At 44.2% G+C, this 12647-nt stretch carries 10 protein-coding genes; 2 read left to right on the top strand and 8 right to left on the bottom strand.

The genetic code is table 11. The annotated features are described in order from the left end of the window. Together ptsP and rppH are read right to left on the bottom strand one after the other, a co-directional pair. Window positions 1-2247, bottom strand: a complete 2247-nt coding sequence (ptsP, locus tag R7Q11_RS17235) for a phosphoenolpyruvate--protein phosphotransferase (RefSeq protein ID WP_005385966.1) — start codon at window positions 2245-2247, stop codon at window positions 1-3. Window positions 2248-2249: 2 nt separating this feature from the next. Beyond that, window positions 2250-2771, bottom strand: coding sequence for an RNA pyrophosphohydrolase (rppH, locus tag R7Q11_RS17240; RefSeq protein WP_005381953.1), 522 nt, complete (start codon window positions 2769-2771; stop codon window positions 2250-2252). A 619-nt stretch (window positions 2772-3390) separates the two neighbouring features. On the opposite strand from rppH, the gene mutH reads away from it, so the two are divergent. After that, window positions 3391-4071, top strand: a complete 681-nt coding sequence (mutH, locus tag R7Q11_RS17245; protein WP_005385968.1) for a DNA mismatch repair endonuclease MutH — start codon at window positions 3391-3393, stop codon at window positions 4069-4071. A gap of 15 nt (window positions 4072-4086) precedes the next feature. Here the strand turns inward: mutH and R7Q11_RS17250 are convergent, their stop codons facing one another. Continuing rightward, window positions 4087-4398 (bottom strand): DUF6482 family protein, encoded by a 312-nt coding sequence (locus tag R7Q11_RS17250; RefSeq protein ID WP_005381772.1) that lies wholly within the window; start codon window positions 4396-4398, stop codon window positions 4087-4089. Between the two features lie 154 nt (window positions 4399-4552). Between R7Q11_RS17250 and R7Q11_RS17255 the strand changes: the two genes are divergently transcribed. Next, window positions 4553-5587, top strand: coding sequence for an NADP(H)-dependent aldo-keto reductase (locus tag R7Q11_RS17255; protein WP_005381774.1), 1035 nt, complete (start codon window positions 4553-4555; stop codon window positions 5585-5587). A gap of 131 nt (window positions 5588-5718) precedes the next feature. Here the strand turns inward: R7Q11_RS17255 and R7Q11_RS17260 are convergent, their stop codons facing one another. From R7Q11_RS17260 to recJ, 5 genes are all read right to left on the bottom strand, one after another. After that, entirely contained in the window at window positions 5719-5970 is a 252-nt protein-coding gene (locus tag R7Q11_RS17260; protein ID WP_005381776.1) for a hypothetical protein, read from the bottom strand. 528 nt (window positions 5971-6498) lie between these two features. After that, window positions 6499-7833, bottom strand: coding sequence for a cyclic-di-GMP-binding transcriptional regulator VpsR (gene vpsR, locus R7Q11_RS17265; protein ID WP_017635067.1), 1335 nt, complete (start codon window positions 7831-7833; stop codon window positions 6499-6501). Window positions 7834-8076: 243 nt separating this feature from the next. Then, the gene (lysS, locus tag R7Q11_RS17270; RefSeq protein ID WP_005382861.1) at window positions 8077-9594 is read right to left on the bottom strand and encodes a lysine--tRNA ligase; all 1518 of its coding nucleotides are present in this window, start codon (window positions 9592-9594) and stop codon (window positions 8077-8079) included. A 34-nt stretch (window positions 9595-9628) separates the two neighbouring features. Further along, a protein-coding gene (gene prfB / locus R7Q11_RS17275; RefSeq protein WP_100068604.1) for a peptide chain release factor 2 occupies window positions 9629-10727 on the bottom strand; the annotation gives its coding sequence in 2 pieces (ribosomal slippage) (window positions 9629-10651 and window positions 10653-10727; 1098 coding nt in all). Window positions 10728-10900: 173 nt separating this feature from the next. Further along, window positions 10901-12640, bottom strand: a complete 1740-nt coding sequence (gene recJ / locus R7Q11_RS17280; RefSeq protein WP_017635068.1) for a single-stranded-DNA-specific exonuclease RecJ — start codon at window positions 12638-12640, stop codon at window positions 10901-10903. Between the last annotated feature and the right edge of the window lie 7 nt (window positions 12641-12647).

Below are 12647 nucleotides of genomic sequence, written 5' to 3' on the forward strand. Positions count from 1 at the left end.
CTACTTTTTACCTGCACGGATAAAGCCCGCAAAGCCCTGTTGAATGAAGAAGTCATGCATCATTTGATGAATGTCCTCCCCATAGGACTTTGTCATTGCTTGCTCCGCTAATTTTTCTAATTCTTCTTGTTGACTATGACGAATCAAATATTTCACCTTAGCCACGTTGGAGGTGTTCATACTCAAACTGGTATACCCTAACCCAAGTAAGAGAAGAGCGCCAAATGGATCACCCGCTAGCTCACCACAAATACACACGGGCACCTGATATTTATCACACACCTCATGGATTTGCTTAAGCGCTAACAGTACCGCAGGATGCATAGATTCATAGACATCCGCTACGCGCGAATTGTTCCTATCTACCGCTAATAAATACTGAGTTAAATCGTTTGTCCCGACAGAAACAAAATCAACACGGTGAGCAATCGTTGGCAACAGATACACCATCGATGGTACTTCAATCATGACCCCAATTTGTGGGAATTGAATTCTATCATCAAGCAAAACGGCTTCGCTGTGAGCTTGATTAATCAAGCTAATGGCATCGTCTAGCTCTTTTACCCCTGACACCATTGGCAATAAGATACTTAAGTTTCCGCTTTCTGCACTCGCTCTTAACATTGCACGCAGCTGGATCAAGAAAATGTCTGGATGATCCAATGTAAAACGAATGCCACGCCAGCCTAGAAACGGATTATCTTCTTCGATGGGCAAATACGGCAAAGGTTTGTCACCACCAATATCCAAAGTACGCATCACTACTCGTTGATTCGGATAGCTGTTAAGTATTGCTTGGTATTGATGATACTGCTCATCTTCCGAAGGAAAGTGATGCTGAAGTAAAAATGCAATCTCAGTTCGGTACAACCCAACACCATCAACACCTGTGTTGATGGCAATATTACTGTCTGCACTGAGTCCCGCATTCAGCATAATTTCGATATGGTGATTATCTTGCGTAACCGCAGGGAGTGCGAGGTCCTTGTTTACCATGGCAAACAATTCAGACTCTTCGCTTACTAAGCTGCGATACTCTCGCAACAACTGGCGGTTTGGCTCTAAGAAGATCTCACCCGTATAGCCGTCGACTATCCCGAGTTTGCCATTCACCACATCCGGATTAATGTTGGCGCCCATGACTGCAGGGACCCCAAGAGCTCGAGATAAAATGGCAGCGTGAGAGTTTGCGCCTCCCTCTAATGATACGACGGCTAACAAGAACTCTTTAGGTACAGAAGCGAGCAAGGTGGCAGTGAGTTCATTCGCCACCAAAATAATGGGACGATCAATTGCAGAATTTTCTTGCTCGCTGTTGTGCAGAAAATAGAGCAGCCTTTGCCCTAACTCTCGGATATCTTGCGCTCTTTCACGCATGTATACATCCGACATTCTGGCAAATCGATTCGAGTATGACTCTACAACTTGGCGTAACGCCCAGTCTGCCCTATCTCCTTTTTCAATCTGCTTCTTCAAATCACCGCGAAGCATCGGATCATTCAGTAAGTGAGTAAACAGATCGAAGATCGCCAGCGCATCTTTGTTGATTTCACTGTCCAGCTTTTTCCGCATACGGCGAAAGTCATTTAACGCTCGCTCTATGGCCACCAGTAATGTCTCGTGCTCGCGTTCCTTATCTAACGTGGACGAAGGGAAAACATCCGATAAACTCGGCTGGGTATTGTCGAACCAAAACTCTCCAATCGCTACACCAGTAGACGCAGGCAAACCTTTTAATACCGTGGGTTTAGATGCTAACTGCCAGTGCCCAAGATTCTGCGCATGTGCAATGAGCACCGCTAACTGAGCGGATAAGGTAACAAGAAACGATTCTTCCATTTCACTAAACAAGCGCGGTGTTTTTTGTTGGATCACCAACACACCTAAAACTTGTTTACGATGAATGATTGGAGTAGCTAAAAAAGAGTGGTAAATCTGTTCGCCGAGTTGAGGAAAGAATTTGAACTCGGGGTGTTTTGAGGCTTCGGCAAGGTTAAGGGGTTCAGCGCTTCGTTTTACCAACCCAACCAAGCCTTCATTGAAGTTGATATGAATACTATCACCTTCAAAAATAAGGCCTTGAGTTGCCATTAACTCAAGGCGCTGCATTTCTTCATTAGCAAGATAGATAGTACAGCACTCAGTACTAAGGGCAGCACAAGTCTCTTTCACCAATATATCGAGTGCCAGATGCACATCATCGACCCTGGAGACTTTCTCAACTATTTCCCTTAGCTGACTGAGCATGATTATCCTCTACGTTGCTTTTTTCTTTTCCCTTTCGCTTTTCTCTCTCGAAAAGGCATGGCTAAGGATGCAAATTCTTTCATCGCTCGTCGATAAACATCTCGCTTGAAAGAAACAACTTGCCTAACTGGATACCAGTAACTTACCCAGCGCCAACCATCAAATTCAGGGGATTTTCCGCGTTGCATATTAATGCGAGACTCATCGCATTCTAATCTCAGCAGAAACCATTTCTGTTTTTGGCCGATACAAACAGGCTTGGAGTCCCAACGCACCAATCGCTTTGGTAGCTTATATCTTAACCAATGACGACTTGTTGCAATGATCTTAACGTCTTTTTTCGTTAAACCGACTTCTTCGTATAACTCCCTGAACATGGCTTGTTCAGGGGTTTCACCTTCGTCAATCCCACCTTGTGGAAATTGCCATGAGTGTTGCCCGTATCGTTTAGCCCAGAAGACCTGACCATGGTTATTACATATCACAATACCAACATTAAGTCGGTAACCATCGCCATCTATCACTGGCTAACCTCTATGAATAAATTTTTTATTACCGTGATTTTTCCACATATCCCCATTACTAGCAAACTTACTGATGTGATATGAGCAAGATTTATTACCTTTTCACCATTTTTGGATATCTTTTAATCAAACCATACCTTATCAACACAAGAGTGAGACATTGCCCACATTTATTCACCTTTTCTGTGAATAACTTTGTGAAGAATTCAATTCAAATGAGTAATTCAGTTCAATCCCATCAAAAGCAAAACAGATGAAGAAACAAAAAAATAAACATAAAACATTGATAAAAAAGTATTTATTTTTAAAAACAACGATAATTCGATCTTCAGTTTCTTGATGATCTTTTCACCAAACTCAGATCGGTCAAAGATCCACCAACAGGCTATTTATCCACACTCACCTGCTATTCGTTTAGATGATTACAACAAAATCAACCCCAAAAATGCATTTTAACCCCTGTTTATTCATACAGACCCCGCCAGGATCTTATCAATACCTCCTCCACCTGTGGATAAGTTATGAATTGATCGTTCTTACACCGCCTCGGTGAAATCTTAAACAGTAGATTTGGTCGGAGTTTGATAAACTATATTTTTTGTAATACCACCTTGTAACTATGAAACCAGAACCACAAACAGAAGCAGAGCTATTGGAACGAGCGCATGATATGGCAGGACTCTGTTTTGCTGAGTTGGCCGCCGAGGCGAATATGATTGTTCCTGAAAACTTAAAACGTGATAAAGGTTGGGTGGGTCAATTACTCGAATGGCACTTGGGCGCTCCAGCTGGCAGTAAACCTCAACAAGATTTCGCAAAACTAGGGATCGAGTTGAAAAGTATTCCGATCAGTTACTCTGGCAAACCTTTAGAAACAACCTTTGTTTCTGTGGCGCCCCTCACTGGTGTTCATGGTCTTACATGGGAAACAAGTCATGTTCGAAACAAGCTATCTCGTGTCCTTTGGGTACCCGTAGAAGGAGAACGAGAAATCCCACTCCCTGAAAGACGTGTGGGCAGTCCACTCATTTGGTCACCAGATGAAGAAGAAGAACGGATTTTGCGAAATGACTGGGAAGAGTTAATGGAGATGATCGTCTTGGGAAGATTTGATCAAATTTCCGCCAGACACGGAGAAGCGCTGCATCTTCGCCCTAAAGCCGCAAATGCAAAAGCGCTCACCGAAGCATATAACTCAAATGGTAAGCCGATGAAAACTCTGCCCCGAGGCTTTTACCTTAGAACACAGTTTACTGAACAGATCTTACTCAAGCACTACATTAACACTCAACCAGAATAAAACTATATCAGCTATTTAGTGCGTCACGAGCGATAACTCAATATCGCAGTATGAGGCTGCCTCTTCAGTGCCACATTCGTCATACGCATTGCGCAGCCTTAAATACGCTTTATCGACCCCTAGCCTCAATAGTTCTTCTTTTACTAAGTCTAGAGAGCCAAAATGTATCGGGTCTTCACCGTCTTTAATCGGCTCAAGTTGATGCTTGTACTCCACAGCTAAAAGATAGTCAGAGACATCAGAACACCCAATCACAAATACTTTGGGAGTTTTATAAGTATCTTTATGTGGACCATGTAGCCACATGTCCAATTGATGCTTCTGCATAACATACCTCCTTCACACGATCATTTAAGTGTAGTTAGGCTAACTGTAGCTTTCGAGTTTGCTCTTCCTTTATACGTAAATCATTTGCGATTGCGGCTACAAATCCCCTATATTGGAGTCACTTATTTAGTCGGTAACTCTTCAAGGACGTGATATGCAATACACAAAACTACCGCACTCATCACTTGAGATCAGTAAAATCTGCCTCGGCACTATGACGTTTGGCGAGCAAAACACAGAAAAGGACGCCTTTGAACAGCTCGACTTTGCCCTCGATCATGGGGTGAACTTCATCGATACCGCAGAGATGTACCCTGTACCGCCAAACTCGGAAACACAAGGGCTCACCGAGCAATACATCGGTAATTGGTTAGCAAAAAGCGGCAAAAGAGAGAAAGTAGTACTGGCAACAAAAGTGGCAGGCCCTCGCAATGTTCCTCACATCAGAGACAACATGAGCCTTAATCGTCGCCACATCCATACAGCAATTGATGACAGCCTTAATCGTCTACAAACCGATTATGTCGATTTGTACCAACTACATTGGCCGCAGCGTCAAACCAACTGCTTTGGTCAACTCAACTACCCATACCCTGACAAACAAGAAGAAGTCACGTTAATTGAAACGTTGGAAGCGCTTACTGAATTAGTGAATGCAGGTAAAGTGCGCTATATCGGCGTATCCAACGAGACGCCGTGGGGTGTGATGTCGCTATTGCGTTTGGCAGAAAAACACGATTTGCCAAGAATTGTCTCCATTCAAAACCCATATAACTTATTGAACCGCAGCTTCGAAGTTGGCTTGTCTGAAATCAGCCATTACGAAGGCGTTCAGTTACTTGCCTACTCTCCTTTGGCATTTGGCTGCCTGAGTGGTAAATACCTAAACGGGGCAAAACCTGAAGGCGCTCGATGCACTAAGTGGGAGCGTTTTGCGCGCTACTTCACTCCGCAAGGTGTTAAAGCGACCGAAGCTTACGTCAATTTAGCTCAAGAGCATGGTCTAAACCCTGCACAAATGGCGCTCGCGTTTGTCAATCAGCGTCCATTTGTTGCTTCTAACATTATCGGAGCAACAAACCTAGACCAATTAAAAGCCAATATCGACAGTATTGATTTGCAACTTAGCGACGAACTACTTACTGAAATTCAAGCAATAGGTACAACTTACTCGAATCCTTGCCCTTAACAGTACCACCTTCAAACGAAAACAGCTGATCTTCAAGATCAGCTGTTTATCCAATGAAGTCATACTTCATATAAAAAGTTAAGCGTGTTGAATGACTCGTTAGCAACTCAGTCAGCCCAACACGCTAACGATTACGTCATTATTCGCGACGTTAAGACTCGACGAAGGTGACGAACTCGACGTTCAACTTTTACTGCATCCGGAACATTGGCACGTGTAGAACGACCATCGCGATCTAAACCAATATCCCTCAATAGATGAACATTCGTCCATGGAATATCATGAGCAGTTCGGCGTATGGTACGCTGCCATTGCTTTTCTTCGCGTTTAAGGTCTGCTTTCAATAGCAAAGTGGCCAATTGTAAGTAAATAGAGTGACGCATAATATTTTCTCCGATTATCGATGTATTCGACTGGGAAAAATAGTGCGTAAAATGAACAGAAATATTCTGTTGATACTAAGCCGCTACTTTCCCGCAGCCTAGTAATAAATATGATAGGTTACGGATTAATTTTTATCTTGTGAGCCAGTGGTATTGGTATCATCCGATTTAAGGGTTATCGGAGCGATAGGCATACGATCAGCGCAAGCAGTGGTGTTAACAACGTAATGTTTCATCTTGCGCCTCCTAGCTAAAAATTAATCCGTTTATGAAAGGTATAACTCATTGAGTTACGGTTAAATTGTAAGCTTTGATGAATATATATCAAACATTTTTTGCCTTTTTGATTAAAAACAAATCAATACACCGCAATTTAGTTTCATATACTTTTATGTATAACATATTCACCTGAGGAATATATAAATTTGCGGATTTTATAAATCAAACCAAACAAAAATAAAAAGAGCGGCTCTGTGGCCACTCTCTTTTATTGTATTTATTCGCCTATTTAACACAGGGAAAGGCCAACTACATGGCTTGTTCGGAAATCAAGTTATGTTTATTAAGTAGTCGATACATGGTTGCACGCGAAACTCCGAGCTCTTTCGCCGCATTTGAAACTTGACCAGAATGAGATTCCAAAACAACCAGCAACGCATCACGTTCACTCTTCTCTCGGATTGATTTCAAGCTGCGCTTTGAGTCATTACGTTGAGGTAAATCTAAGTGATGCTCTTCAATCATTACGCTGTCGGACATTAATACCGCTCGCTTCACTTGGTTCATCAGCTCACGCACATTTCCAGGCCAGAAATAACGTGTCAGTGCCTTGAATGCATCCTCAGAAAAGCTTTTTGCTTGCGAGTTGTACTCTTTTGAGAACTCTTGTAAGTAGAAACGAGCCAGCAATGCGATGTCACTCGCACGTTCTTTCAAGCTAGGGACATTGATGCGCAGAACGTTGATGTAATGGTAAAGCTCTTCATTGAAGTCACCGTCAATCAAAGCTTTTTCAACATCCGACGAGTTAGCAGCAAGAATACGCACGTTAACCGCTTTTACGCCATCTTTAGTATCAATGGTGCCTTCTTGCAAGAATCTCAGCAGATTCATTTGCTGCTCTTTTGAAATGGTAAGAATGTCGTTAAACAACACGGTGCCGCCATCTGCTTGTTCAAGCAGGCATGCTTCCATATCTTCATCGGCGTTAATACCAAATACTTCAGCTTGGAAACGTTGTTCATTGAGTGCGCGACAGTTAATTGCCATAAACGGTTTATGAGAGCGTGAAGAGACTTTATGGATGGCCCTAGCAACCGCCTCTTTACCAGTCCCACTTTCCCCAGAAATCAGAATGCTGACGTCCGTTGGACCAATGCGCTTCACTTGATCGCGTAAACGTTTCATCGGGATAGATTCACCGATCAAACCCATATCTAAACTGCTACCAAAACTAGGCCAAACTTTTTTCTCCAACTTAAGCATGCCAAGCTGGTGACCTATTGTGCTTAATAACTGTGCATCTGGGATCGGCGCTGTGAAAAAATCGATACAAAAGTTAACAATGAACTGGCATATGGTGTCAGTGCCAAGCTGAGATTCACGAATAAACGCTAACCAACGTACGTGTTTGTGAGAGCTGACTAAGTTCGCCAAGCCATTCAAGCTGAACTCGTCATGGCTGAGATCAACAATACCGATACATGGACCAATATCTTCTAACAGCGTATTAGCTTTGCGTAAATCACCTACTTGGTGACACTTCCAGCCCACTTGCTCCAGTACCGATAACCAAGGCTCATAAGTACCGCCAACTACCACAAGCGATCCCGGGATGGAATCCATCTTAAACTGCCCAGCCATTCTCTAACCCTTTTTCATTGTTAATAGAAATTTTGTGCCACAAACTTATCTTTGCGAGCGGGTAACATTATCGAGACTCCGCCCCCTCACGTCTGTCTCAGTATTAAGACTATGCAATAGATTGAGATTTGGCGAATGTTTATTTGCATATCCCATTAAAAAGCAAATGCAACAACTTGAATTAACTTAACTAAAAGGCAAAAAAAAACCACCCGAAGGTGGTTTTTTACTCATCCTATCGAATTACGCTTGCGGGCGCATTGCAGGGAATAGGATCACGTCACGGATAGTGTGCGTGTTAGTCAGTAGCATAACCAAACGGTCGATACCGATACCTTGGCCTGCTGTTGGCGGTAGGCCGTGCTCTAGAGCAGTGATGTAGTCTGCATCGTAGAACATTGCTTCGTCGTCACCAGACTCTTTCGCTTCAACCTGTGCTTTAAAGCGTGCATCTTGGTCTTCAGCATCGTTAAGCTCTGAGAAACCGTTCGCTACTTCACGGCCACCGATAAAGAACTCAAAGCGGTCTGTAAAGAACGGGTTATCATCGCTACGACGAGCCAACGGAGAAATATCTGCTGGGTAACCAGTGATGAACGTAGGCTGCATTAGCTTAGGTTCTGCTGTTTCACCAAAGATCTCTTCAAGAAGCTGACCACATGTCCAGAAAGGTTCTACTTCAACATGAACAGATTTCGCGATAGAAACCATTAGATCACGGTTTTGTAGGTCTTCTTCTGTTAGCGCTTGGATTTGCGCGTGGTCTGGGTTGTAGTGCTTGATTGCTTCGAACATGCTCATACGAGTGTAAGTACCACCAAACTCAACCGTTTCATCACCGTAAGGCATTGACGTTGAACCTAGAACTTCTTGCGCCACTGAGCTTAGTAGTTCTTCAGTTAGGTCCATCAGATCTTTGTAGTCTGCGTACGCCATGTAGAATTCCATCATTGTGAATTCTGGGTTGTGGCGTGGAGAAAGGCCTTCGTTACGGAAGTTACGGTTGATTTCGAATACGCGATCAAAACCACCAACAACTAGACGCTTCAGGTATAGCTCTGGCGCGATACGTAGGTACATTGGCATGTCTAGTGCGTTGTGGTGCGTGATGAATGGACGCGCACTCGCACCGCCAGGGATAACGTGCATCATTGGCGTTTCAACTTCCATGAACTGCTTAGAGATCATGAAGTTGCGGATTGCAGACATTACTTTAGAACGTACTACGAACGCTTGACGAGAGTCTTCGTTAACGATCAGGTCAACGTAACGTTGGCGGTAACGCATCTCTTGGTCAGTTAGACCGTGGAACTTTTCTGGAAGTGGACGTAGTGCTTTGGTTAGCAACTCGTACTCTTCCATGTTCACGTATAGGTCACCCTTACCAGACTTATGAAGTGCACCTTTAACACCGATGATGTCACCGATATCTAGACCTTGGTATTTTTCTTTAAGTACTTTTTGAACCGCTTTGTCAGCATAAGCTTGGATACGGCCAGAAGTTTCTTGAATTACCAAGAATGGACCACGTTTAGCCATGATACGGCCAGCGATTGCTACTACGTGGTTAAGCTCTTCTAGCTCTTCCTTCGTCTTTTCACCGAACTCTTTCTGAAGGTCGCCCGCTAGTGCGTCACGACGGAAGTCGTTTGGATGGCCGTTCGCTTTGCAGCTCTTTCGGATTGCATCCAGTTTAGCGCGGCGTTCAGCAATCAGCTTATTTTCTTCTAGTACAGTTTCGTTTTGAACAGCATCAGTCATTTTCGATGTATCCTGTTTTTGTCGGTGAAAAGCTTTATAGACCTGATTTCAGGCTAGCTTCAATAAATTTGTCCAGATCGCCATCAAGAACCGCTTGAGTATTACGGTTTTCAATGCCCGTACGGAGGTCCTTAATACGTGAGTCATCCAATACGTAAGAACGGATCTGGCTACCCCAGCCAATGTCAGACTTAGCGTCTTCATTAGCTTGTTTTTCCGCATTTTGCTTTTGCAATTCAAGCTCAAATAGCTTCGCTCGAAGCTGTTTCATTGCCTGATCTTTGTTCTTATGTTGAGAACGGTCATTCTGACACTGAACCACTGTGTTCGTAGGTACGTGCGTAATACGTACCGCAGATTCTGTGGTGTTTACGTGCTGACCACCTGCGCCTGACGCACGGTAAACGTCAATGCGTAGGTCGGAAGGATTAATGTCGATGTCGATGTTTTCATCAATCTCTGGATAGATGAACGCAGAAGCAAATGACGTATGGCGACGACCGCCTGAATCGAACGGAGATTTACGAACAAGACGATGAACGCCCGTTTCAGTGCGTAACCAACCGTACGCATATTCACCAGAGATGCGAACTGTTGCCGACTTAAGACCCGCGACTTCACCTTCAGAGACTTCAATCACTTCAGCTTTGAAGCCCTTCGCTTCTGCCCAACGTAGGTACATACGCAGCAGCATGTTAGTCCAGTCTTGTGCTTCTGTACCACCAGAGCCAGCTTGCAAATCGATGTAACAATCAGAGCTATCGTGGTCGCCAGAGAACATACGACGGAATTCAAGCTTTTCTAGCTTCTCTTCCAACTCAGCGAGTTCTGGTTCAATTTCGTCAAATGTTTCTTGATCTTCTTCTTCTACAGCCAGCTCAAGAAGACCTTCTACATCTTCCACACCTTGCTCTAGTTGATCAATGGTTTCAACAACCGCTTCTAGTGATGCACGCTCTTTACCCAGTGCTTGCGCACGCTCAGGTTCGTTCCATACATCTGGTTGTTCAAGTTCTGCGTTGACTTCTTCTAGACGCTCTTTCTTCGCGTCATAGTCAAAGATACCCCCTCAGGACATTTGTGCGCTGAGACACGTCCTGCAGACGGTTTTTAATTGGATTGATTTCAAACATGTTTACTCAACATTTTAGAATAGAATTTAACCGAGAAATTCTACTGAAAAATGTGACCGAGATACAGGAAAATTTCGGATGAGAAATCAGATTGCGGTGAGAGAGAGCACGGTCATAAAATTTTACACCCACTTAGGGATAACCGTACTCTATAAGAAAGGTTAATCTAGGTATTACTTAGCTTCGATATGGTCGATCATCAATTGCAATGATTGATTACCACGAAATTCATTCACATCCAGCTTATACGCGAGACGTACTGTTTTAACCGATGCATCTGGCCATCGACGTAGATCAACATTGAATGCGATACCGTCGATCATCACATTGGTAGGGTGACCTTTATAAAGCGGCTCTAACATCAATTTAAGATGCTTCTCACCCACCAGCTTTTGATGCAGTACTTTAAACTCACCATCAAAGATTGGCTCTGGGAAAGCTTGTCCAAAAGGGCCACCCGATCGCAGCTGTTCAGCAACATGCATAGAGAACTCTTCCGGCTTAAGTTCGCCATCGGACATGATCACGCCTTTTAGCGCCGCTTCATCGAGTTCCTTTTTTACCACTTCATCAAACAAACGACTGAAACGCTCAAAATCCTGCTCTTTAATCGTTAAGCCTGCTGCCATGGCGTGTCCACCAAACTTGATGATCAAACCCGGGTTTTGCGTGTCGATGAAATCCAACGCATCGCGCATGTGTAGCCCCGGAATAGAACGACACGAGCCTTTAATCGTCCCTTCTCCGCCATCAGCAAATGCAATGACTGGACGGTGAAACTTCTCTTTAATACGCGAAGCCAAAATACCAATCACACCTTGATGCCAATCACGTTGGAACAAGGCTAGGCCATAAGGAAGCTCATTGCCTTCACCAAACTGAAGGCGCTCACAGAAAGCCATCGCTTCTTGCTTCATGCCTTCTTCAATCTCTTTACGAGTTTGGTTCAAGCCATCCAATTCACTTGCCATGCGACGAGCAGCGTGGATGTTGTTACACATCAATAGTTCAACACCGAAAGACATGTCATCAAGACGACCTGCAGCGTTAATACGTGGACCTAAAGCAAAGCCAAAATCGGACGCAACTAAACGACGCGCATCGCGCTTCGCGACCTCAATTAATGCCTGGATGCCGGGACGCGCTTTGCCCGCACGAATACGTTGCAAGCCTTGGTGTACAAGAATGCGGTTGTTTTCATCCAATGGAACGACGTCGGCGACGGTACCCAGTGCAACAAGGTCAATCAGTTCCATCAACTTGGGCTCTTGCATCCCCTGTTCTGCAAACCAATTGTGTTTTCGCATATGAACGCATAGTGCCATCATGAGATAAAACGCGACCCCTACACCCGCAAGCGCTTTAGATGGAAAGCTACAGCTCTCAAGGTTTGGGTTCACCATTGCATCCACATCAGGCAACACTTGTCCTGGCAAGTGGTGATCGGTAACAAGCACGGTAATGCCATTTTCTTTTGCGTAACGCACGCCTTCGATTGATGAGACGCCGTTATCCACCGTCATGATCATCTCAGCGCCAAGCTCTAAGGCTTGGTCAACGACTTCTGGGCTTAACCCATAACCGTCTTCAAAACGATTTGGCACTAGGTAATCCACATTGTGACTACCAAGCATGCGCAGCGCGAGTACTGATAATGCTGAGCTTGTCGCGCCATCAGCGTCAAAATCACCGACAACGATGATGCGTTTTTGTTCTTTTATCCCCTGAAACAAAAGATCGACAGCTTGCTCAATCCCCCCGAGTTTTTGATATGAATGCAACCCACGGGCCGACGTTTCTAATTGTGAAAGATCCGTTATCCCACGGTTGATGTAGATACGTTTAAGAATCGGAGGAATGGAATCAGGAAGAAGGGAAAGATCAGGTTCAGGACGTCGTTGAATTTCTATCATGCTTAAA

It is taken from the genome of Vibrio sp. 970, from assembly GCF_033339075.1.